The following is a 23,613-nucleotide window of genomic DNA, read 5'->3' as shown; positions in this document are numbered from 1 at the left end:
ATGCAGCAACTGAATCCTTCCGAAATTAGCGAAATCATCAAGCAGCGTATCGCCAAGCTTGATGTGACCGCGCAGGCCCGTAACGAAGGCACCGTCGTCAGCGTATCTGACGGCATCGTGCGTATCTTCGGTCTGGCCGATGTAATGTACGGCGAAATGATCGAGTTCCCGGGCGGCGTCTACGGTATGGCGCTGAACCTGGAGCAGGACTCCGTTGGCGCCGTGGTACTGGGCAGCTACCAGAGCCTGAACGAAGGCATGAGCGCCAAGTGCACCGGCCGCATCCTCGAGGTTCCGGTTGGTCCGGAACTGCTGGGTCGTGTGGTCGATGCCCTGGGCAACCCGATCGACGGCAAGGGCCCGATCGACGCCAAGGAAACCGATGCGGTCGAGAAGGTCGCTCCGGGCGTGATCTGGCGTAAGTCGGTCGACCAGCCGGTACAGACCGGCTACAAGTCGGTCGACGCGATGATCCCGGTAGGCCGTGGCCAGCGCGAGCTGATCATCGGCGACCGCCAGATCGGCAAGACCGCGATGGCCATCGACGCCATCATCAACCAGAAGAACAGCGGCATTAAGTGCGTGTACGTGGCGATCGGTCAGAAGCAGTCGACCATCGCCAACGTGGTGCGCAAGCTGGAAGAGCACGGCGCGCTGGCCAACACCATCGTGGTGGCTGCGTCCGCTTCCGAATCCGCTGCCCTGCAGTACTTGGCACCGTACTCCGGTTGCACCATGGGCGAATACTTCCGCGACCGCGGTGAAGACGCTCTGATCGTGTACGACGACCTGTCCAAGCAGGCCGTGGCCTACCGCCAGATCTCCCTGCTGCTGCGCCGTCCGCCGGGCCGCGAAGCCTACCCGGGTGACGTGTTCTATCTCCACAGCCGCCTGCTGGAGCGCGCTTCCCGCGTTTCCGAAGAGTATGTCGAGAAGTTCACCAACGGTGCCGTGACTGGCAAGACCGGTTCGCTGACCGCGCTGCCGATCATCGAAACCCAGGCTGGCGACGTTTCCGCGTTCGTTCCGACCAACGTGATCTCGATCACCGACGGTCAGATCTTCCTGGAATCGGCCATGTTCAACTCGGGTCTGCGTCCGGCGGTCAACGCCGGTATCTCGGTATCCCGCGTTGGTGGCGCCGCCCAGACCAAGATCATCAAGAAGCTGTCCGGCGGCATCCGTACCGCGCTGGCCCAGTACCGTGAACTGGCGGCCTTCGCCCAGTTCGCCTCGGATCTGGACGATGCGACCCGCAAGCAGCTCGACCATGGTCAGCGCGTTACCGAACTGATGAAGCAGAAGCAGTTCGCGCCGATGTCGATCGCCGACATGTCGGTGTCCCTGTACGCCGCCGAGCGTGGCTTCCTGGCTGACGTCGACGTGAAGAAAGTTGGCGCCTTCGAGCAGGGCCTGATCGCCTTCTTCAACCGCGAGTTCGCCGACCTGATGGCGAAGATCAACGTGAAGGGCGACTTCAACGACGAAATCGACGCAGGCCTCAAGGCCGGCATCGAGAAGTTCAAGGCCACTCAGAGCTGGTAAGCCGCAGCGGGAGCCGCAAGGCTCCCGCCTGCTAACCCGAAAGGTGTCACATGGCAGGCGCAAAAGAGATTCGCAGCAAGATTGCGAGCATCAAGAGCACGCAGAAGATCACCAACGCCATGGAGAAAGTGGCGGTCAGCAAGATGCGCAGGGCTCAGCAGCGCATGGCTGCCGGTCGTCCGTACGCGGTGCGTATCCGTGAGGTGATCGGTCACCTGGCCAAGGCCAACCCGGAGTACCGCCATGCCTTCATGGTGGAGCGTCCGGTCAAGCGTGTCGGCTACATCCTGGTATCCAGTGACCGTGGTCTCTGCGGTGGCCTGAACATCAACCTGTTCAAGGCCCTGATCAAAAACATGAAGGACTGGCACGATGCCGGCGTTGAGGCAGAGTTCTGCGTCATCGGCAGCAAGGGCGCCAGCTTCTTCCGCAGCTACGGCGGCAACGTGGTCGCTGCGATCAGCCACCTGGGTGATGCGCCGTCGGTCAACGATCTGATCGGCAGCGTCAAGGTCATGCTCGACAGGTTCAACGAAGGATCGCTGGATCGCCTGTACCTGGCGTCCAACAAGTTCGTGAACACCATGACCCAGAAGCCGGCGGTTGAACAATTGCTCCCCCTGGCTCCCGCTACCGAGGCCGATGACGGCGCGAAGCAGGGCCTGTGGGATTACCTGTACGAACCCGACGCCCAGCAACTGCTGGATGCCCTGCTGGTTCGCTATGTCGAATCGCAGGTGTATCAGTCCGTGATCGAGAACAACGCCTGTGAGCAGGCGGCGCGGATGATCGCCATGAAGAATGCCACCGACAACGCCGGTCAGCTGATCAAGGATCTGCAGCTGATCTACAACAAGGCGCGTCAGGCAGCGATCACGCAAGAGATCTCGGAAATCGTCGGCGGCGCTGCCGCGGTTTAACAGGTTCAAATATTCAGAGGAACCAGATATGAGTAGCGGACGTATCGTTCAAATCATTGGCGCCGTTATCGACGTGGAATTCCCGCGCGATCAGGTGCCGAGCGTTTATGACGCGCTGAAAGTCGAAGGCGCGCAGACCACCCTGGAAGTCCAGCAGCAGCTGGGCGACGGCGTGGTTCGTTCCATCGCCATGGGCTCCACCGAAGGTCTCAAGCGTGGCCTGACCGTGAGCAACACCGGTGCCGGTATCTCCGTGCCGGTCGGCAAGCAGACCCTGGGCCGCATCATGGACGTCCTCGGCAACCCGATCGACGAAGCTGGGCCGATCGGCGAGGAAGAGCGCTGGAGCATCCACCGCGCTGCCCCGTCCTACGCGGAGCAGGCTGGCGGCAACGAGCTGCTGGAAACCGGCATCAAGGTCATGGACCTGGTGTGCCCGTTCGCCAAGGGCGGTAAGGTCGGTCTGTTCGGTGGCGCCGGTGTCGGCAAGACCGTGAACATGATGGAGCTGATCCGCAACATCGCCATGGAACACAGCGGTTACTCCGTGTTCGCCGGCGTGGGCGAGCGTACTCGTGAAGGTAACGACTTCTATCACGAGATGAAGGACTCCAACGTTCTGGACAAGGTAGCCCTGGTCTACGGTCAGATGAACGAGCCGCCAGGCAACCGTCTGCGCGTGGCACTGACCGGCCTGACCATGGCCGAGAAGTTCCGTGACGAAGGCCGCGACGTTCTGCTGTTCGTCGACAACATCTACCGCTACACCCTGGCCGGTACCGAAGTGTCCGCGCTGCTGGGTCGTATGCCGTCCGCAGTGGGTTACCAGCCGACTCTGGCCGAGGAAATGGGCGTTCTGCAGGAGCGCATCACCTCCACCAAGAACGGCTCGATCACCTCCGTGCAGGCCGTCTACGTTCCCGCGGACGACCTGACCGACCCGAGCCCGGCGACCACCTTCGCCCACCTCGACGCCACCGTGGTACTGTCCCGCGACATCGCCTCGCTGGGTATCTACCCGGCCGTCGACCCGCTGGACTCCACCTCCCGTCAGCTGGATCCGCTGGTGGTTGGCCAGGAGCACTACGACACCGCCCGCGGTGTGCAGTACGTGCTGCAGCGCTACAAGGAACTGAAGGACATCATCGCGATCCTCGGCATGGACGAACTGTCCGAGGCCGACAAGCAGCTGGTATCCCGCGCGCGTAAGATCCAGCGCTTCCTGTCCCAGCCGTTCTTCGTGGCCGAAGTCTTCACTGGCGCCCCGGGCAAGTACGTTCCGCTGAAAGAGACCATCCGTGGTTTCGCCGGCATCCTCAACGGTGATTACGATCACCTGCCGGAGCAGGCGTTCTACATGGTTGGCACCATCGACGAAGCTGTCGAAAAAGCCAAGAAACTGTAACTGGCGCGCCCGCTAGCGGGCGCTCGACCAGGCGGCGGCTACCCCGGTAGCGTCGCCTGCTTACCGAGGCGTGAATATGGCTATGACAGTCCACTGCGACATCGTCAGTGCGGAAGAAGAGCTGTTCTCGGGGCTGGTGGAAATGGTCGTCGCCCACGGCAACATGGGCGATATCGGTGTTCTGCCGGGCCACGCCCCGCTGCTGACCGATCTCAAGCCGGGTCCGGTGCGGGTGATCAAGCAGGGTGGCGGGCAGGAGGTGTACTACATCTCCGGCGGTTTCATCGAAGTGCAGCCGAACATGGTGAAGGTCCTCGCCGACACCGCGATCCGCGCTGCCGACCTCGACGAAGCAGCGGCTCTCGAAGCCCGCAAGGCGGCCGAGAAGGCGCTCAACGAGAAGAGTGCCGAGTTCGACTACTCCACCGCTTCCGCGCGTCTGGCCGAAGCTGTCGCACAGCTGCGGACCATTCAGGAACTGCGCAAGAAGTTCGGTGGTTCGGCGCACTGATCCGCATTGCGGCCGGTCGCCTGAGGTATATGAAAGGGGTAGCTTCGGCTACCCCTTTTCTTTTCATGGAGAAAATCACGTCATGAGTCTGGAAGTCGTCATCCTCGCCGCCGGCCAGGGCACCCGCATGCGTTCGGCGCTGCCCAAGGTCCTGCATCCGGTCGCCGGCAAGTCCATGCTGGGCCATGTCATCGACACCGCCCGGGCGCTGAACCCGCAGCGCATCCATGTGGTCATCGGCCATGGCGCCGAAGCGGTGCGTGAGCGCCTGGCCGCCGCCGACCTGAATTTCGTTCTCCAGGAGCAGCAGCTCGGCACCGGCCACGCGGTGGCCCAGGCCCTGCCGTTCATCAGTGCCGAGCAGGTGCTGGTGCTGTATGGCGACGTGCCGCTGATCGAGGCGCCCACCCTCGAACGCCTGCTGGCCCACGCCGGCCCGGCGCAGCTGGCCCTGCTCACCGTCGAACTGGCCGATCCCACCGGCTACGGGCGCATCATCCGTGACGCGGAACGCCGGGTGGCCGCCATCGTCGAGCAGAAGGATGCCAGTCCCGAGCAGCTGGCGATCCGCGAGGGCAACACCGGCATCCTCGCCATGCCCGGCGCGCACATGGCCGAGTGGATGGGCCGGCTGTCCAACAGCAACGCCCAGGGCGAGTACTACCTGACCGACGTGATCGCCATGGCGGTGGCCGACGGCCTCAGCGTGGCCACCGCCCAGCCGCAAGACGCCATGGAGGTGCAGGGCGCCAACGACCGCCTGCAGCTGTCGCAGCTGGAGCGCCACTACCAGCAGCGCGCGGCCCGCCGGCTGATGGCCCAGGGCGTGACCCTGCGGGATCCGGCGCGCTTCGACGTGCGTGGCGAGGTGACGGTCGGCCGCGACGTGCTGATCGACATCAACGTGATCCTCGAAGGCAAGGTGATCATCGAAGACGATGTGCAGATCGGCCCCAACTGCGTGATTCGCGACAGCACCCTGCGCCGCGGCGCGGTGGTCAAGGCCAACAGCCATCTGGAAGGTGCCGAACTGGGCGCGGGCGCCGATTGCGGACCGTTCGCCCGCCTGCGTCCGGGCAGCGTGCTGGGCGCCAAGGCGCACGTCGGCAACTTCGTCGAGCTGAAGAACGCGGTGCTCGGCGAGGGCGCCAAGGCCGGCCACCTGGCCTACCTGGGCGATGCCGAGATCGGTGCACTGAGCAACATCGGCGCCGGCACCATCACCTGCAACTACGACGGTGCCAACAAGCATCGTACCGTCATTGGTGAGGATGCCTTCATCGGCACCAACAACTCGCTGGTGGCGCCGGTCACCATCGGCGACGGTGCTACCACCGCCGCCGGCTCGGTGATCACCAGCGCAGTGCCGGCCAGCACCCTGGCGGTCGGTCGTGCGCGCCAGCGCAACATCGACGGCTGGCAGCGCCCGGTGAAGAAGCCCAAGGCCTGAGCCACGCCGGCCGGTCGGTGTGCATGACGCCCCTGCGCAATGTGGATAACTGTCGCGGGGCGCATCGTGCACGGTGTGCTTTACCGCCTGTGGAAAACCCGGCGGCAGGGTTTTCCACAGGCGATCCAGGTTGAGCGGCGATTCGGCCTGTGGACAAAAATGACGCTGCGGCAGTCTTTACTATCCACAGTGCTTCCCCGGCTGCTCTTTGCTTGCCGATCATCGATCTGTGGATAGTTCTATCCACAGACACTTGACGTTCATGCCTTCCTGAGTTTTGATTCACACCTGTTAAGTTACGAATCGAAACTTAGGCATGTCGAAACGCAATACACCGCAGCGCCGCCACGCCATCCTCACCCTGCTCGCCGAGCAGGGTGAGGTGCACGTGGACGCGCTGGCCCGCCACTTCGAGACCTCGGAAGTGACCATCCGCAAGGATCTGGCCGCGCTGGAGAGCAACGGCCTGCTGCTGCGTCGCTACGGCGGCGCGCTGCCGATGCCCCACGAGCTGGTCGCCGAGCCGAGCCAGCCGGTGTCGCCATACAAGCAGGCCATCGCCCGCGCCGCGGCGGCCTGTATCCGCGAGCATGCGCGGATCATCATCGACAGCGGCAGCACCACCGCCGCGCTGATCCCCGAGCTCGACCGTCGTCCTGGCCTGCTGGTGATGACCAACTCGCTGAACGTGGCCAACGCCCTGCGCGAGCTGGAGCAGGAGCCGGTGCTGCTGATGACCGGCGGCACCTGGGACCCGCATTCCGAGTCGTTCCAGGGCCAGGTCGCCGAGCAGGTGCTGCGCTCCTACGACTTCGACCAGTTGTTCATCGGCGCCGACGGCATCGACCTGACGCGCGGCACCACCACCTTCAATGAACTGCTGGGCCTGTCGAGGGTCATGGCTGAGGTGGCCCGCGAAGTGATCGTCATGGCCGAGGCTGACAAGCTCGGCCGGCGCATGCCCAATCTGGAACTGCCGTGGAGCAGCATCCACACTCTGATTACCGATGCGCGCCTCGAGCCCGAGGCACGCGAACAGATCCTGGCGCGTGGCATCAAGCTGATCTGCGCCGCCGTCTAGCAAGGAGAACACGCATGTGCGGAATTGTCGGCGCGATTGCCGAGCGTAATATCAGTGCCATCCTCATCGAGGGCCTCAAGCGGCTCGAATACCGCGGCTACGACAGCGCCGGCGTGGCGGTCTACACTAACGACGGCCTGTTGCGCCGCAGCCGCCGCATCGGCAAGGTCGCCGCGCTGGAACAGGCGCTGGTGGAAGAGCCGCTGCTCGGCCGTCTTGGCATCGCCCATACCCGCTGGGCCACCCACGGCGTGCCCAGCGAGGCCAACGCCCACCCGCACTTCTCCGGCGAGGAGCTGGCGGTGGTGCACAACGGCATCATCGAGAACCACGAGCAGCTGCGCGAGCGACTCCAGGGTCTCGGTTACCTGTTCACCTCGCAGACCGACACCGAGACCATCGTCCACCTGCTGCACCACACCCTGCAGCGCCTGCCGAACCTGGCCGATGCGCTCAAGGCGGCGGTCAAGGAGCTGCACGGTGCCTACGGTCTGGCGGTGATCAGCGCCGCGCAGCCGGACCGCATCCTCGCCGCGCGCAGCGGCAGCCCGCTGGTGATCGGCCTGGGCCTGGGCGAGAACTTCCTCGCTTCCGACCCGCTGGCCCTGCGTCAGGTCACCGACCGCTTCGTCTATCTGGAGGAGGGCGACATCGCCGAGATCCGCCAGGACAGCGTGCAGATCTGGGATGGCGAAGGCCGCGTCGTGCAGCGCGACACCGTGCAGTTCCACGAGGGCGCCGAGGCGGCGGAGAAGGGCGAGTACCGCCACTTCATGCTCAAGGAAATCCACGAGCAGCCCAAGGTGGTGCAGCGCACCCTCGAAGGCCGCCTGGGCTCCGATCACGTGCTGGTGCAGGCCTTCGGCCCGCAGGCGGCCGAGCTGTTCGCCCGGGTGCGCAACGTGCAGATCGTCGCCTGCGGCACCAGCTTCCACGCCGGCATGGTCGCCCGCTACTGGCTGGAAGAGCTGACCGGCATTCCCTGCCAGGTCGAGGTGGCCAGCGAGTTCCGCTACCGCAAGGTGGCGGTGCAGCCCGACTCGCTGTTCGTCACCATCTCCCAGTCCGGGGAAACCGCCGATACCCTGGCCGCCCTGCGCAACGCCAAGTCGGCCGGCTACCTGGCCAGTCTGGCGATCTGCAACGTCGGCACCAGCTCGCTCGTGCGCGAGTCCGACCTGACCCTGCTGACCAACGCCGGTCCCGAGATCGGTGTGGCTTCGACCAAGGCCTTCACCACCCAGCTGGTCGGCCTGCTGCTGCTGACCCTGGCCCTCGGTCGGGTGCGCGGCACCCTCGCCGCTGGTGTCGAGGCCGAACTGGTCGACGCCCTGCGGCGTCTGCCGGGCAACCTGCAGGAGGCGCTGGCGATGGACAAGACCGTGGAGCAGGTGTCCGCGCTGTTCGCCGAGAAGAGCCACTCGCTGTTCCTTGGTCGCGGTGCACAGTACCCGGTGGCCATGGAGGGGGCGCTCAAGCTCAAGGAGATCTCCTACATCCACGCCGAGGCCTACCCGGCCGGCGAACTCAAGCATGGCCCGCTGGCGCTGGTCGACAGCGACATGCCGGTGGTCACCGTGGCGCCGAACAACGAGCTGCTGGAGAAGCTCAAGTCCAACCTGCAGGAAGTGCGCGCCCGCGGCGGCGAGCTGATCGTCTTCGCCGACCGGCAGGCCGGCATGAGCGACGGTGAAGGCACCCATGTGGTGACCATGCCGCAGATCCACGACCTGCTGGCGCCGATCCTCTACACCATCCCGCTGCAGCTGCTGTCCTACCACGTCGCCGTGCTCAAGGGCACCGACGTCGACCAGCCGCGCAACCTGGCGAAGAGCGTGACGGTGGAGTAAGTCTGCCAGCCACACCATTGCCTGATCCCCAGTGCCCGGCCTATGCCGGGCACTGGCGTTTTGTGTCCGGGGAAGCGGGGCTGCCTTGCCTGGCCAGCCATGATGTTCCACGTGGAACAATGCCGCCCCGGTGTCTCCCGACAATCCCGCCGGACTGGTCTACCCTTGAAATGGCTTCCATCGAAGGGGAATTGGACATGCTGGCGATGCTTCCGCCCGTCCTGCGCAATCTGCAACTGCCATTGCGACTGCGGCTGTGGGACGGCCATCAACTGGATCTCGGCCCCGAGCCGCAGGTGACCCTGGTGGTGCGCGACCCGCAGTTGCTCAGCGGACTCGGTCGGCCCAGCCTCTCCCTGCTGGGCAGCGCCTACGTCGAGGGCGCGATGGACATCCAGGGGCCGATCGACGCGGTGATCCGCATCGCCGATGCCCTCAGCGCGGCGCTGCTCGGTGAGCAGGAGGTGGCGGCGCAGCCGCGCCCCGCCCACGACAAGGCCACCGACGCCGAGGACATCCACTACCACTACGACCTGTCCAACGACTTCTACCGACTGTGGCTGGATCGCGACATGGTCTATTCCTGCGCCTATTTCGAGACCGGCACGGAAGACCTGGACAGCGCCCAGCAGGCCAAGCTGCGCCATCTGTGTCGCAAGCTGCGCCTCAAGCCCGGCGAGCGGCTGCTGGACGTCGGCTGCGGCTGGGGTGGGCTGGCGCGCTTTGCCGCCCGCGAGTTCGGTGCCGAGGTCTACGGCATCACCCTCAGCGGCGAGCAGCTCAAGCTGGCACGTGCGCGGGTGGCGGCCGAGGACCTGCAGGATCGCGTGCAGCTGGAACTGCAGGACTACCGCGACCTGCCCAGCGATGGCCGCTTCGACAAGGTGGTCAGTGTCGGCATGTTCGAGCACGTCGGTCACGCCAATCTGGGCCTGTACTTTCGGACCCTGTATCAGGCGGTGAAGCCCGGCGGGCTGGTGATGAACCACGGCATCACCGCGAAGAACACCGACGGCCGTCCGGTTGGCCGGGGGGCGGGCGAGTTCATCGACCGTTATGTGTTCCCCCACGGCGAGTTGCCGCACCTGGCCACCGCGGTGGCGCGGATGAGCGAGCAGGGGCTGGAGGTGGTGGACGTGGAGAGTCTGCGTCTGCACTACGCGCGCACCCTGCGCTTCTGGAGCGAGCGCCTGGAGCAGCATCTGGAGGAAGCGGCGCGGCTGGTTCCCGAGCGGGCGCTGCGCATCTGGCGCCTGTACCTGGCCGGCTGCGCCTACGGCTTCGAACACGACTGGATCAACCTGCACCAGATCCTCGCCGTGCGCCCGCGCGCGGATGGCTCCCACGATCTGCCGTGGAGTCGGGCGGATATCTATCGCTGATCCCGTGCGCGGCGGGGGAGCGACTGCGGTATGACGGCAGCGGTTGGCGGTGCGCCTTGCTGGGTTTGGCTTGTTTCGTTGTCGCCAGAAAAACGGCAATTCCGCTCGGTTTTGCGGCCTATCCGCGTGCGCACCGACAGTCATTGACGCCCGTCGGGCATGCAGGCACAGTCGCGCGTCACATTGGTGCCGCGGGCAACCGGCAGACTGGCGGTTGTCGACCGCCGAACGGGGCTGGCGGCGCTTCTCATGGATAGGGGTGGTGAGCGCGTGCGATTGGGCTTGAAGCGGGTGCATCCGCAACACCGGGAATCCCTCGGCCAGCCACTGGCGGTTCTGGTCCTCCTGCTGGCCGGCGTGCTGCTGACCGTGCAGTTCGGCGCGGCGCTGCCGTCTGTCGACAGCTACCTGGTCTGGCACATGCTGCTGGAAACCACCGCCATCGCCGTGGCGGTGCTGGTCTTTGCCGTCGGCTGGAACACCCACAGCCTGCATCCGCAGCGCAATATCCTGCTGCTGGCCTGCGGGTTTCTCGGCGTCGCCATTCTCGACTTTTCCCACATGCTGTCGTACCTGGGGATGCCCGACTACGTGACCCCCAGCGGGGTGGAAAAGGCCATCCACTTCTGGCTTGTGGCCCGCTACCTGGCCGCCGGCGCCCTGTTGCTGGTTGCCTGGCTACCCTGGTCGGCGCTCGGCGTCGCCCAGGACCGCCGCTCCGCGCGGCGGCGCTGGCTGCCGCTGCTGGGCGTGCTGAGCGGCGTGGCCGTGGTCCACTGGGTCTTCCTCGTTCACCCGCAATGGGTGCCGGCGACCTTCGTGCCCGGGCAGGGACTCACCGCCTTCAAGCTGGGCGCGGAGTACGGGGTGATCGTCGTGCACCTGCTGACCGTCGGCGTGCTGTTCGGCCGTCTGCGCCAGGCCGGCGACTTCAACGTCTCGCTGCTGCTCGGTGCGGTGCTGGCGATGATCCTCAGCGAGGGATTCTTCACCCTGTACGCCTCGGCCACCGATGTGTTCAACCTGATGGGCCACGTCTACAAGGTGCTGGCCTACCTGCTGCTGTATCGCGCGGTCTTCGTCGAGATGATTGCCGCCCCCTACCGGGCGCTGAGCGAGGCCCGCCAGCACGCGCAGGCGATTGTCGAGGCGATTCCCGACCTGCTGTTCGAGTTCGACCGCGACGGTCGCTATCTGCAGGTGCGCGCGCCGCGCAGCGAGCAGCTGAGCGCGGCGGCCGATCAGCTGCTCGGCCGGACCCTCCACGAGGTACTGCCGGTCGAGAGTGCGCAGATCTGCATGGCAGCGCTGCAGGAGGCGCTGGCCCACGGCTATTCGGTCGGCCGGCAGGTGCAGATCCCGCTGGCCGACGGCAACCACTGGTTCGAGCTGTCGGTGTCGCTGATGCGCCAGGCGCAGCATCAAGAACCGCGCCTGGTCATGCTGTCGCGCGATATCACCGCACGCACCCGCGACCAGGCCACCCTGCGCAAGCTGAGCCAGGCCGTCGAGCAGAGCGCGAGCACCATCGTCATCACCGACCTCGACGCGCGCATCGAATACGCCAACCAGGCGTTCACCCGCGCCACCGGCTACAGCCTGGAGGAGGCCATCGGCCAGAATCCCAAGCTGCTGCACTCGGGCAAGACGCCGCAGGCCACCTATGAGGACATGTGGCAGCAGCTCACCCGCGGCGAGGCCTGGCGCGGCGAGTTCGTCAACCGGCGCAAGGACGGCAGCGAGTACACCGAGGCGGTGCTGATCTCGCCGGTCTTCGACGATGCCGGCCTGCCCACCCACTACCTGGCGATCAAGGAAGACATCACCCAGCGCAAGCTGGACGAGCAGCGTATCGAGCGTCTGGCGCATTTCGATGCGCTGACCGACCTGCCCAACCGCAAGCTGTTCGCCTCCCGCTGCGAGCAGGCGCTGAGCCTCTCCGAGCGCAGCCACCAGCCGCTGGCGGTGCTGTACCTGGATCTCGACCACTTCAAGCACATCAACGATTCGCTGGGCTACCGGGTCGGCGACGCCTTCCTGGTCGAGGTTGCCCAGCGCCTGAAGTCGGTGCTGCGCGACGAGGACACCCTGTCGCGCCAGGGCGGCGACGAGTTCGTGCTGGTGCTGCCCTACACCGATGCCAAGGGGGCCGCGCATGTCGCCGAGCGGCTCAAGAACCTGCTGGCCAGCCCCTGCCAGGTCGAGGAGCACGGTCTGGTGGTCACCACCTCGATCGGCATCGCGGTGTTTCCCGAGGACGGCCGCGACTTCGAGAGTCTGTCGCAGCGCGCCGACATCGCCATGCACCGTGCCAAGCAGGAGGGGCGCAACGGCTACCGTTTCTTCACCAGCGAGATGCAGCGCCAGTCCGCGCGCATCCTGCAGCTGGAGAGCGCCCTGCGCCAGGCGCAGGCCAACCGCGAGCTGCACCTGTGCTTCCAGCCGCAGGTGAGCATCGACGGACAGCGGCTGGTCGGCGCCGAAGCCCTGCTGCGCTGGACCCACCCGCAACTGGGAGTGATCAGCCCGGCCGAGTTCATTCCCATCGCCGAGGGCAGCGGGCTGATCCTGCCGATCGGCGAATGGGTGCTGCGCAGCGCCGTGCGGCAGATGAAGGCCTGGCTGGATCAGGACTATCCGTCGGAGATGACGATCGCGGTGAACCTGTCGCTGGTACAGTTCCGCCACCCGGGGCTGGTCGAGCTGGTGGTGGATGTCCTGCAGGAGAGCGGCCTGCCGGCCCACTGCCTGGAGCTGGAGCTGACCGAGAGCGTGGCCATGCACGATCCGGCAGCGGCCATCGCGGTGGTGCGCCGCCTGCATGCCCTCGGGGTGCGGCTGTCGGTCGACGATTTCGGTACCGGCTATTCGTCGCTCAGCTACCTCAAGCAATTCCAGGTCCACAAGCTGAAGATCGATCAGTCGTTCATCCGCCAGATCAGCGAGGACGGTCACGACCAGTCCATCGTGCGCGCGATCCTCGGCATGGCGTGCAGCCTGGGAATGCTGACCATCGCCGAGGGGGTGGAAACCTCTGCGCAGCTGGCCGAGCTCGAGCGGCTCGGCTGCGCGGAGGTGCAGGGCTACCTGTTCGGCAAGCCGATGGCGGCGGCGGAGTTCGACGCCCGGGTGCGCCAGCAGCAGCTGGTCACGGGACGCCATGCGCAGCGCGCCGCAACCACCTGCTGATCGGGGCAGGGCGACAGGCATCGGCGGCCGGGTAGCGGGGACGATCTGCGGTACATTTAGCCCCCAGCTTCGTTCAGCCTTCTTCCCTGCAGGAGTTCCCGATGATTTACCGCCCACTCGGCAAGACCGACATCCAGGTCAGCGCACTGGCGCTGGGCAGCATGACCTGGGGTGAACAGAACAGCGAAGCCGAGGGCTTCGCGCAGATCCGCCGCGCCCAGGCCGCGGGGATCAACTTCATCGACACCGCCGAGATGTATCCGGTGCCGCCCAGGGCCGAGACCTGTGGCGCCACCGAGACCATCATCGGCAACTACCTCCAGCGCCACGGCGGACGTGGCGACTGGATCATTGCCAGCAAGGCGGCGGCGCCGGGCAACGGCATCAGCCATATTCGCGGCGGCCAGCCGCACCACGACCGCGCCAACCTGATCGCCGCGGTGGAGGGCAGTCTCAAACGCCTGCACACCGACTACATCGACCTCTACCAGCTGCACTGGCCCGACCGGCAGACCAACTTCTTCGGCCAGCTCGGTTACCGGCACGAGCCGGATGCGCACATCACCCCGATCGAGGATTCGCTGGAAGTGCTCGCCGAACTGGTGCAGAGCGGCAAGATCCGCCACATCGGCTTGTCCAACGAGACGCCCTGGGGCGTGCATCGCTTCCTGCAGCTGGCCGAGAGCCGTGGCTGGCCGCGGGTGGTGTCGATCCAGAATCCCTACAACCTGCTCAACCGCAGTTTCGAGGTGGGCCTGGCGGAGATGGCGATTCGCGAGCAGGTCGGTCTGCTGGCCTATTCGCCGCTGGCCTTCGGTCTGCTCAGCGGCAAGTACGAGAACGGCGCGCAGCCGCCCAAGGGACGACTGACCCTGTTCGAGCGCTTCCAGCGCTACAACAACCCGCTGGCGCGCCAGGCCGCCAGCGCCTACGTCGCGCTGGCCCGCGAGCATGGCGTCGACCCGGCGCAGCTGGCGCTGGCCTACGTCAACAGCCGGCCGTTCCTGACCAGCAACATCATTGGCGCCACCACCCTCGAGCAGCTGGACAGCAACTTGGCCAGCCTCGACCTGACGCTCAGCGACGAGCTGCTGGCCGGCATCGAGCGCATCCACAGCGCGCAGCCGAACCCGGCGCCCTGAGGGCGCGCCCCGCCGCCGCCCGCCGAGCAGACATTTTTTTGGCGCAGACCATACCCCTTGCTGCGCGCGCATTGCACAATGTCGGCTTTGCCCACCGTATCGGTGGGGCGGCGGGGGCCGGGGGACACTTCATGGCGGCGAACTGGGGGCTGCGCAGCAAGTCGGTACTGGCCTTGCTGCTGGCGTGCGTGCTGGCGCTGATTCCGGCGATCCTGCTCGGCTGGCGGGCCATGGAGGACATCCGCCAGCACTTCGGCGAAGCCTATGCGCGCAACTTCACCCTGCTGCACCGCGAGCGCATCCTCGCTCCGGTGACCCGCGAGCTGGCGCTGGCGCGGCGTTTCGCCGACGCGCAGCTGACCCGCCAGTGGCTGCAGGCCGAGGACGACCCGCAGCGTCGCGCGCAGTTCTTCGCCGAGGCCGAAGGCTACCAGCGCGACTTCCGCGACCACTCCTGGTTCGTCATCGCCCATGCCAGCCGCCACTACTATTTCAACGACGCCCTGCAGCCGCAGAGCCAGCAGCCGCGCTATGTGCTGAACCCGGACGACCCGCAGGATGCCTGGTTCTTCGCCAGCGTGGCGGGGACGGCCGACTACAACCTGAACGTCAATGTCGACGCCAAGCTCAAGGTCACCAAGGTGTGGTTCAACATCCTGGTCCGCGATGGTGCGCGGGTGCTCGGTCTGGCGGGGACCGGACTGGACCTGAGCGGCTTTCTCGACAGCTTCATGGTCAGTCGCGAGCCGGGGGTGACGCCGATGATTCTCGCCGCCGACGGTGCCATCCAGGCCCACCCGGATCGGGCGCGGATTGCCTTCAACTCGGGGGTCGACGGCAGCGGCGACGGCGCGCGGGTGTTCGACCTGCTGCCCCGCCCGGGCGAGCGCGACGCGCTGCAGGCGGCCATGCGCCGCGCCGAGGCTGAGCCGGACGGGGTGCAGATCCTGCATGCCAGCCTGGACGGCAAGCCGCAACTGCTGGCCCTCAGCTACATCGCGCCGCTGCGCTGGCACCTGCTCACCGCCGTCGATCTGCACGCCGCCCAGGTGCTCGACAACCGCTGGCTGTGGCCGCTGCTCGGTACCCTGGTGGTGTTGCTGGCCGCGCTGCTGCTGGGCTTTGCCTATGCGGTTGATCGCCTGCTTCTGCAACCGTTGCGCAGCCTCAAGCACTCGGCCAAGGCGATTGCCGCCGGTCACTACGACACCCGCCTGCCGCCGGCGCGCGGCGACGAGATCGGCGAGCTGTCGGCGGCCTTCGCCAGCATGGCGGCGCAGGTGCACCGGCACACCGCCGAGCTGGAGGGCCGGGTGCGCGAGCGGACCCACGCACTCGAGCAGGCCAACCGCGAGATGGCCGCCGCGCACAAGCAGATCGACGACTCGATCGACTATGCCAGCCTGATCCAGCGCGCCATCCTTCCGGATCGCCAGCTGTCCGCTTCGCTGGGCGAGCACCACTTCGTCCTGTGGAAGCCGCGCGACGTGGTCGGCGGCGACTTCTACGTCTACCGTGAACGCGCCGACGGCTATCTGCTTGGCGTGGTCGACTGTGCCGGCCATGGCGTGCCCGGCGCGCTGATGACCATGCTGGCGCAGGCGGCCATCGACCATGCCATCGGCGTGGCCGGTGTCGACGACCCGGCAGCCATTCTCCGCGAGACCGACCGCACCGTGCGTGGCATGCTGCGCGAAGAGCAGGTGTCGCGGGTGCTGGCGACCAACATGGACGCCGGCCTGGTGTGGGTCGACCCCGTCGGCCGGCGCCTGCGCTTTGCCGGGGCGAAGATCGCCCTGTTCGCCAGCGATGGCTGCGAGGTGCGCGAGTTCAAGGGAGCGCGGCGGGCGTTGGCGGACAAGCGCCAGGGCGACTACGCCAACCTCGAGATCGAGCTGCAGTCGGGCTGGACCTTTTACCTGTGCACCGACGGCTTCCTCGACCAGGCGGGCGGCGAGCATGGTTTCGGTTTCGGCAACCGGCGCTTCACCGAGCTGCTGCGCCAGCATGCGCGAAGGCCGCTGGCCGAGCAGGCCGAGCTGTTCGTTGCCAGTCTCGCTGCCTATCAGGGCGAGCTGCCGCAGCGCGACGACATCACCGTTCTTTCCTTCCGCTTCGACTAGGGGTGCTCATGGAGACCTACGACCTGCTGGCCATGCGCGAGAACTACAATCGCCAGCGCATCATGCTCTGCTTCAACGGGCCGATTTCGCGCAGCCTGATCGAGGAAATCGGCAATGCCCTGCGCAACTACCTGAGCGCCGAACAGGCACAGCCCTCGGCGGCGATGGACGTGTTCGCCGTGTATATCGAAATGACCCAGAATATCCGCCACTATGCCACCCGGATGAATTACGCCGAGGCGGATGCGGCGGCCACCGTGGCGATTTCCCGCGATGAGCAGGGCCGCTATGTGGTGGCGGCCGGCAATCTGGTCGAGTGCGACGATGGCCGGCGCCTGGTCGAGTGGGTCGAGGGTCTGGCGCCGCTGGACAAGGCCCAGCTCAAGGCCGCCTACAAGGAGCAGCTGCGCAAGCCGCGCAACGGCGACAGCGCCAGTGGCGCCGGTCTCGGTCTGCTCGATATCGCTCGCAAATCGAGTGTGCCGCTGCTGGCCTCGCTCAGCGAGCAGGCGGAAGGACGCGCCTTCTTCAGCCTGCGCGCCGTCATCTGACCACTTTTCACGGGAATGACCATGACTGCACTGAACATTGACGCAACCCAGTCAACGCCGGCGATTCAGGGCGACTGGCTCGCTGGCGTGCTGGCCATGCAGGGCGACTCCTATCCGGAGAACTCCTTCGAGCTGTTCGGCCAGGTGATCGACTGGGTCGAACGCTTCCTGGACGAGACGGCCCGGCCGCTGGCCCTGGAGCTGCGCCTGCTGTACCTCAATACCAGTTCGATCAAGGCGCTGATGGACATCCTCGACCTGCTCGAGGAGGCACACCGCAAGGGCCAGCCAGTCAGCGTCAACTGGCACTACGACAGCCGCAACGAGCGGGTCGCCGAGCTGGCCGAGGAGTTCCGCGAGGATTGCAGTTTTCCCTTTGCCATCCTGCCCTACGGCGAGTGAGCGAACGATGAGCAGCGAGCGCGAGCTGGATCTGTTGGTGGAAGGGCTGTTGAGCGACCCCCTGCATTACGGGCATCCGCTGCGCGAGGCGCTGGCGCGCCTGCAGCAGCAGAACCTCGACCAGCTGTCGCGGCTCGAGCGCATCGCGCGGATTTCCGACGGCTACCAGTCGCTGGCGCGCGAACAGAACCTCTCGCTGTCCGAGCGCTACCACCGCCAGCTGCGCCAGCTCGAGAAGGTGGCGCGCATTTCCGACCGCTACCAGGACATGCTGCGCGATCTCAATCAGGCGCTGCAGACCGCCTCGCAGCGCGACGTGCTGACTGGCCTTGCCAACCGCCGGCTGCTGATGGAGCGCCTGCGTGAGGAGGAGCTGCGCAGCCAGCGCAGCGGGCGCTCGTTCGTGCTGGCGATGATCGACATCGACTACTTCAAGCAGATCAACGACACCTGGGGTCACGAGGTCGGTGATCGCGCCCTCAGCGAGATCGCCCGGGTGCTGCAGGGCGCGGTGCGCGGCAGCGATCTGTGCGGGCGCTGGGGCGGCGAGGAGTTCCTGCTGCTGCTACCGGAAACCGGGCTGGCCGAGGCGCAACCGCTGATCGAGCGGTTGCGCGACGCGCTGCGCGAGCTGCGGGTGATGGTCGGTACCGAGCGCCTGTCGATCACCGCCAGTTTCGGCGTGGCCGAGTACCAGGCGCCGGAAGGCTACTCGCAGGTGCTCAACCGCGCCGATGCTGCGTTGCTGGTGGCCAAGCGCAGTGGCCGCGACCGCTGCGTGCTGGCGGCGGCCGGGGGCAGCCTCTCGGCGGCGGCGCTGCAGCCCTCCTGAGGCGCCAGCACGCTCAGCCCTGATGACGCATGATGAACTGGCGGTCGCGCAGGTCGCGCCACCAGCCGCACAGCCGGCCACCGGCGGACCAGCCGTTCCAGTCGAGCAGGGCACCGCCGTCACCGGTGGCGAGCAGCAGCACCCGCTGGCGGGATGGCCGGTAGCGGAGCAGTGGTCGTTCCTGCAGCACCGCGACGAGGTTGGCAGCCAGCCGTGTCGCCTGGCGTGTGGCCTGCCAGGCATTGCGTGGTGCGTCGGCCAGGCTGGCGCAGTCGCCACTGGCGAAGATCCGTGGATGGCTGTGGCTCTGCAGCGTGCTGCCGACCTGGATGAAGCCGTCGTCGGCGCACGCCATGCCGCTGTGGATCAGCCAGGGTAGCGGCTGGCTGCCGCTGGTCAGCAGCAGGCGCGGGCCCTCCCACACGCTGCCGGCGTCGCTGTACAGGGTCTGCCCGTCGACATGGCTGACCGGGCAGTGTTCGCGACCGATCACGCCGCGCTGGCGCAGGTGGCCGAGGGCGCGCAGGCGCAGGCCCGGCGAGCCGCCCTCGAGCAGGGAACCGGCGCAGAACAGGCTGAGCTCCGGCACCTGCTCGGCCAGGGCCAGCGCCACTTCGACTCCCGCCGCGCCGCCACCGACGATCGCCAGCGGTTGCGGGTCGCGCTGCCATTCGCCCCAGGTGGCAAGGAACGCCGCGAAGGGCTTGATCGCCAGCACCTGCATGCCGCCACTGCGCTGCTCGGGAGTCGCTGGCGCCGCGCCGACATTCAGCGACAGCCAGCTAGCCTGCAGGGTGCGGCCGTCGGCCAGCGTGAGGCGCCGCTCGTTGGCGTCCAGCCCTGTCACCTCGCCCAGCAGCAGCTCCACCCCGGCGGCGCGGCACAGCGGGGCCAGCTCGATGCGGCTATCGGCTTCCTGGTAGCGGCCAGCCAGCAGCCCCGGCAGACGTCCGGCATACCAGGCGTGCGCGCTGTCCGTCAGCAGCGCCAGGCGCCCTGGTGGCCGCTGGCCACGCGCCCAACGGCGCAACACGCCGAGATGGCTGTGGCCGGCACCGACCAGCAGCAGGTCATGGTTGGGCATCGGCGCCTCGTGGGACTGCGGCGGGGACGAACATGGCGGGGCGGCTCCGTGGGGCGGGTGCAGGGGCACTGGCCGGTCGGGAGGTTCCGCATCGCGCCGGCCGGCACTGTCGGCCTTTTGTAGCACAGCCCCGCCAGGTTCCGCTGCGGGCGGGGCACAGAAATGGCAAAGCCCGCGACCATGGCGGTCGCGGGCTTTGCGCTACTGGTCTGCTCGCGGGTTGCCATGTCGAGGCAGGCAACCCGCGCCAGGGGAGTGCGTCGTGATGACTCAGGCCAGTTCGTCGAAGCACTCGGCAATGATCGCCATGCCGCGGTCGAGCAGCTCGTCCTCGGCGGTCAGCGGTACCAGGATGCGCAGCACGTTGTAGTAGGGACCGCAGGACAACAGGATCAGTCCCTTGTCGCGGGCACGGGCGACGACCTTGGCGACCAGCTCGGCGTTGGGCTTTTCCGGATTGCCCGCGTCGAACAGCTCGACGGCGATCATCGCGCCAAGGCCGCGCACGTCGCCGATCACTGGGTGGCGGGCCTGGATGTCGCGCAGGCCGGCCTTCAGCCGCTCACCCACCGCCTGGCAGCGATCCAGCAGCTGCTCTTCCTCGAAGACCTCGAGTACCGCCAGTGCGGCGACACAGGCCAGCGGGCTGCCGGCATAGGTGCCGCCCAGCCCACCGGGGGCGACGGCATCCATGATCTCGGCCTTGCCGCATACGCCGGCCAGCGGGAAGCCACCGGCGATGGACTTGGCGAAGGTGGTCAGGTCGGCGGCCACCCCCATCTGCTCCATGGCGAAGAAGGTGCCGGTACGCCCGGCGCCGGTCTGCACCTCGTCGGCGATCAGCAGGATGCCGTGCTGGTCGCACAGCGCTCGCAGGCGCTGCATGAATTCCTTCGGCGCGGGGTAGAAGCCGCCCTCGCCCTGCACCGGCTCGATGACGATGGCGGCGATGTCGCGCGGCTCGGCATCGTTCTTGAACACCCGCTCGATGCTGGCGATGGATTCGTCCACGCTGACGCCGTGCAGTTCGCAGGGATACAGGGCGCGGTACACGCCGCCTGGCATCAGGCCCATGCCGGCGGCGTAGGGTACCTTCTTGCCGGTCAGCGACAGGGTCATCATGGTGCGGCCGTGGTAGCCGCCGGTGAAGGCGATCACCCCGCTGCGGCCGGTGGCGGCGCGGGCGATCTTCACCGCGTTTTCCACCGCCTCCGAGCCGGTGGTGACCAGCAGGGTCTTCTTGGCGAAGTCGCCCGGCACCCGCGCGTTGATCTTCTCGCACAGCTCGATGTACGGCTCGTAGGCCAGCACCTGGAAGCAGGTGTGGGTGAGCTTGCCTAGCTGCGCCTGTACCGCGGCGATCACCTTGGGATGCAGGTGGCCGGTGTTGAGCACGGCGATGCCGCCGGCGAAGTCGATGAACTCGCGGCTCTCGACGTCGACCACGGTGCTGTTCTTGGCGTGGTCGGCGACGATCGGATGGATCGCGCTGACGCCACGGGCGACTGCCGCCTGGCGGCGCTGCATCAGGGATTCGTTGCTCTTGCTCATGGATTCATCTCGCAACAGAGGTTCGTAGGTCGGGCGCGGTCTGTCAGGTTGCAGGCGCCGCCGGAATAGAGGGGTGAAGGACCATCGCCGACAAAAACATGGCCTTCACCCACCCCGGGCCGTGGCCCGGAGTTCGTGCAATCAGATGCCGCCCAGGCACAGGTATTTGATTTCCAGGTACTCGTCGAGACCGTACTTGGAGCCCTCGCGACCGAGGCCGGAAGCCTTCATGCCGCCGAAGGGCGCCACCTCGGTGGAGATCACCCCGGTATTGATGCCGACCATGCCGTACTCCAGCGCCTCGGCGACGCGGAACACCCGGCCCAGGTCGCGGGCGTAGAAGTAGGCGGCCAGGCCGAATTCGGTGTCGTTGGCCTGGGCGATCACGTCGGCTTCGTCGCTGAAGCGGAACAGCGGAGCCAGCGGGCCGAAGGTTTCCTCCTTGGCGACCCTGGCGTTCTGCGGCACATCGAGGAGGATGGTTGGCTCGAAGAAATTGCCGCCCAGTCCGTTGCCGCCGGCCAGCACCCGGGCGCCCTTGCTCAGCGCATCGTCGAGGTGCTGGCGCACCTTGGCCACGGCGTTGCCATCGATCAGCGGGCCGGTGGTAATCCCCGGTTCGGCACCGTTGCCGACCTTGAGCTTGGCGACGGCGTCGGCCAGCTTGGCGGCGAAGGCGTCGTAGACCTTGTCCTGCACGTAGAGGCGGTTGGCGCAGACGCAGGTCTGCCCGGCGTTGCGATACTTGGAGATGATCGCGCCCTCGACCGCCGCATCCAGATCGGCATCCTCGAAGACGATGAACGGTGCGTTGCCGCCCAGCTCCAGGGACAGCTTTTTCAGGGTTGGCGCGCACTGCTCCATCAGCTTGATGCCGACGCCGGTCGAGCCGGTGAACGACAGCTTGCGAACCACCGGGTTCTCGCACAGCTCGGCGCCGACTTCGCGGCTGGTGGCGACATCCGCAGGCAGCACGCTGAGCAGCCCGGCCGGAATGCCGGCGCGATCGGCAAGTTCGGCTAGGGCCAGGGCGGAGAAGGGCGTCTGCGGGGCCGGCTTGAGTACCATCGCGCACCCTACCGCCAGCGCGGGGCCGGCCTTGCGGGTGACCATCGCGCTGGGGAAGTTCCACGGCGTGATCGCTGCGGTGACACCGACCGGCTCTTTCTGCACCAGGATGCGTTTGTCCGCGGCATGCGCCGGGATCACGTCGCCGTAGGCGCGCTTGGCCTCCTCGGCGAACCACTCGATGAAGGAAGCGGCGTAGGCGACCTCGCCGCGGGCCTCGGCCAGCGGCTTGCCCTGCTCGGCGGTCATGATCTGCGCCAGGTCTTCCTGGTTGGCCATGATCAGCTCGAACCACTGGCGCAGCCGGCCGGCGCGCTCCTTGGCGGTGAGCCGACGCCAGGCCGGCTGGGCCAGACGCGCGGCCTCGATGGCACGGCGGGTTTCCGCGCGGCCCATGTTCGGCACACTGCCCAGCTTCTCGCCGGTGGCCGGGTTGAGGATGTCGGTCCGCGCACCGTGGTCGGCCTCGCACCATTGGCCATTGAGATAGGCTTGCTGGCGGAACAGGCTGGGGTCTTTCAGTTCCATCGCGGTCTCCGGCGGTATGTTCGAAATGTCAAACAATCCTAGGATCAGATTGGCTGGATGGCAAGAGTCCGTGCAAAAAAAACAACAAAGATGTCTCGATTGTAAGATTTCCACTGCCTTTTGTGGCTTTCTGAGCGCGTGCGTTCGAGATCGCGAACGAGTGTCGGGTGATGGACGACGTCAGCCAAGATGCGTATCATGCGCCCGCACGCACCAGTAGCTCAGCTGGATAGAGTACTGCCCTCCGAAGGCAGGGGTCGTGGGTTCGAATCCCGCCTGGTGCGCCATATACGGAAAGGCTTGCGTGAAAACGCAGGCCTTTTTTGTGTGCCGCACCTGAGTGTAGGCGCAGGTTCGGATTGCTGTAGTCAACTGCTCTGACCTGTTGAGGTGGCCTCGCCGGCGAAGGGGGGGGGCAGCAAGCGACAGCGTGTCGATGCCCATGACGAATGGGTGGTGAGGTTTCGCGCGATCCATGGTCGCGGTGTAGTGGCGCTACGGTGCTCAGGCGCGTTTCTTATATATATGGAGGCGCGGAGAGGTAACCGGTGGATTGCTGTCGTGAGATGCATGGCCATTCACATGTGGGTATGCAGGCATCAGCCGACCGAGTTACTGAAACGAAAGAAGTTAATCGGGGTGTTGACAGCATTTTTCCAGGCTGTATTATTCGCCTCCTCGCTGCAGCGGCCCCCGGGTTGTCTCAGCGGAAGAGTTACGCAAGTGGTTGAGTAGAAAAGAAAATTTCGAAAAACGCTTGACAGGTTGCAAGGCTGCTGTAGAATTCGCGGCCTCGGTTGAGACGAAAGACTTGATCGAAACGCTCTTTAACAAGTTGAATCAAGCAATTCGTGTGGGTGCTTGTGAGATAAGACTGATGGTCGCAAGATTATCAGCGTCACAAGTAGTCTCGTGAATTCATGAGTTTATTTGCGATTGCTGAGCCAAGTTTAGGGTTTTCTCAAAACCCGCAATGATGTGAACTGAAGAGTTTGATCA

The 23,613-nt window shown here is 66.3% G+C and carries 17 protein-coding genes and 1 tRNA gene; 15 read left to right on the top strand and 3 right to left on the bottom strand.

The window, feature by feature from the left end:
• The 14 genes from atpA (at position 1) to siaD (ending at position 18,383) form a co-directional block, all read left to right on the top strand.
• Positions 1–1,545, top strand: a complete 1,545-nt coding sequence (gene atpA / locus BM297_RS19190) for a F0F1 ATP synthase subunit alpha (protein ID WP_092434782.1) — start codon at positions 1–3, stop codon at positions 1,543–1,545.
• Positions 1,546–1,595: 50 nt separating this feature from the next.
• Entirely contained in the window at positions 1,596–2,465 is an 870-nt protein-coding gene (atpG, locus tag BM297_RS19185; protein WP_092434779.1) for a F0F1 ATP synthase subunit gamma, read from the top strand.
• A gap of 28 nt (positions 2,466–2,493) precedes the next feature.
• A complete protein-coding gene (gene atpD / locus BM297_RS19180; RefSeq protein WP_092434776.1) occupies positions 2,494–3,870 on the top strand; it encodes a F0F1 ATP synthase subunit beta in 1,377 nt (458 codons plus the stop codon).
• Between the two features lie 76 nt (positions 3,871–3,946).
• Positions 3,947–4,381, top strand: a complete 435-nt coding sequence (locus BM297_RS19175) for a F0F1 ATP synthase subunit epsilon (protein WP_092434773.1) — start codon at positions 3,947–3,949, stop codon at positions 4,379–4,381.
• Between the two features lie 82 nt (positions 4,382–4,463).
• Positions 4,464–5,831, top strand: a complete 1,368-nt coding sequence (glmU, locus tag BM297_RS19170) for a bifunctional UDP-N-acetylglucosamine diphosphorylase/glucosamine-1-phosphate N-acetyltransferase GlmU (protein ID WP_092434770.1) — start codon at positions 4,464–4,466, stop codon at positions 5,829–5,831.
• A 316-nt stretch (positions 5,832–6,147) separates the two neighbouring features.
• A complete protein-coding gene (locus BM297_RS19165; protein WP_092434766.1) occupies positions 6,148–6,912 on the top strand; it encodes a DeoR/GlpR family DNA-binding transcription regulator in 765 nt (254 codons plus the stop codon).
• Positions 6,913–6,926: 14 nt separating this feature from the next.
• A complete protein-coding gene (gene glmS / locus BM297_RS19160; RefSeq protein WP_092434763.1) occupies positions 6,927–8,762 on the top strand; it encodes a glutamine--fructose-6-phosphate transaminase (isomerizing) in 1,836 nt (611 codons plus the stop codon).
• Between the two features lie 197 nt (positions 8,763–8,959).
• The gene (cfaB, locus tag BM297_RS19155) at positions 8,960–10,144 is read left to right on the top strand and encodes a C17 cyclopropane fatty acid synthase CfaB (RefSeq protein ID WP_092434760.1); all 1,185 of its coding nucleotides are present in this window, start codon (positions 8,960–8,962) and stop codon (positions 10,142–10,144) included.
• 270 nt (positions 10,145–10,414) lie between these two features.
• Positions 10,415–13,333: a bifunctional diguanylate cyclase/phosphodiesterase gene (locus tag BM297_RS19150; protein WP_175526690.1), complete on the top strand. Its 2,919-nt coding sequence runs from the start codon at positions 10,415–10,417 to the stop codon at positions 13,331–13,333.
• 101 nt (positions 13,334–13,434) lie between these two features.
• The gene (locus BM297_RS19145) at positions 13,435–14,475 is read left to right on the top strand and encodes an NADP(H)-dependent aldo-keto reductase (RefSeq protein WP_092434754.1); all 1,041 of its coding nucleotides are present in this window, start codon (positions 13,435–13,437) and stop codon (positions 14,473–14,475) included.
• 131 nt (positions 14,476–14,606) lie between these two features.
• On the top strand, positions 14,607–16,598 hold the full coding sequence (gene siaA, locus BM297_RS19140; RefSeq protein WP_092434751.1) for a biofilm regulation protein phosphatase SiaA: 1,992 nt from the start codon (positions 14,607–14,609) through the stop codon (positions 16,596–16,598).
• Between the two features lie 8 nt (positions 16,599–16,606).
• Positions 16,607–17,149 carry a biofilm regulation protein kinase SiaB gene (gene siaB / locus BM297_RS19135; protein WP_092434748.1) on the top strand — a complete coding sequence of 181 codons (543 nt, stop codon included), beginning with the start codon at positions 16,607–16,609 and terminating at the stop codon, positions 17,147–17,149.
• A 21-nt stretch (positions 17,150–17,170) separates the two neighbouring features.
• Positions 17,171–17,551: a biofilm regulation phosphoprotein SiaC gene (siaC, locus tag BM297_RS19130; protein ID WP_092434746.1), complete on the top strand. Its 381-nt coding sequence runs from the start codon at positions 17,171–17,173 to the stop codon at positions 17,549–17,551.
• A gap of 7 nt (positions 17,552–17,558) precedes the next feature.
• The gene (gene siaD, locus BM297_RS19125; RefSeq protein ID WP_092434743.1) at positions 17,559–18,383 is read left to right on the top strand and encodes a biofilm regulation diguanylate cyclase SiaD; all 825 of its coding nucleotides are present in this window, start codon (positions 17,559–17,561) and stop codon (positions 18,381–18,383) included.
• A 13-nt stretch (positions 18,384–18,396) separates the two neighbouring features.
• Here siaD and BM297_RS19120 read toward each other — a convergent pair whose 3' ends face one another.
• The 3 genes from BM297_RS19120 to gabD all read right to left on the bottom strand — a co-directional run bounded on the left by BM297_RS19120 (position 18,397) and on the right by gabD (position 22,614).
• Positions 18,397–19,467 (bottom strand): FAD-dependent oxidoreductase, encoded by a 1,071-nt coding sequence (locus tag BM297_RS19120; protein ID WP_092434740.1) that lies wholly within the window; start codon positions 19,465–19,467, stop codon positions 18,397–18,399.
• Positions 19,468–19,737: 270 nt separating this feature from the next.
• Entirely contained in the window at positions 19,738–21,018 is a 1,281-nt protein-coding gene (gabT, locus tag BM297_RS19115; protein ID WP_092434737.1) for a 4-aminobutyrate--2-oxoglutarate transaminase, read from the bottom strand.
• Positions 21,019–21,159: 141 nt separating this feature from the next.
• Positions 21,160–22,614, bottom strand: coding sequence for an NADP-dependent succinate-semialdehyde dehydrogenase (gene gabD / locus BM297_RS19110; RefSeq protein WP_092434734.1), 1,455 nt, complete (start codon positions 22,612–22,614; stop codon positions 21,160–21,162).
• Positions 22,615–22,824: 210 nt separating this feature from the next.
• Here gabD and BM297_RS19105 point away from each other — a divergent pair.
• Positions 22,825–22,901 (top strand) — tRNA-Arg (locus tag BM297_RS19105).
• Positions 22,902–23,613 lie beyond the last annotated feature (712 nt).

The organism is Geopseudomonas sagittaria, from assembly GCF_900115715.1.
GTDB classification, from domain to species: Bacteria; Pseudomonadota; Gammaproteobacteria; order Pseudomonadales; family Pseudomonadaceae; genus Geopseudomonas; species Geopseudomonas sagittaria.
This window is presented reverse-complemented; position numbering and strand designations above follow the sequence as displayed.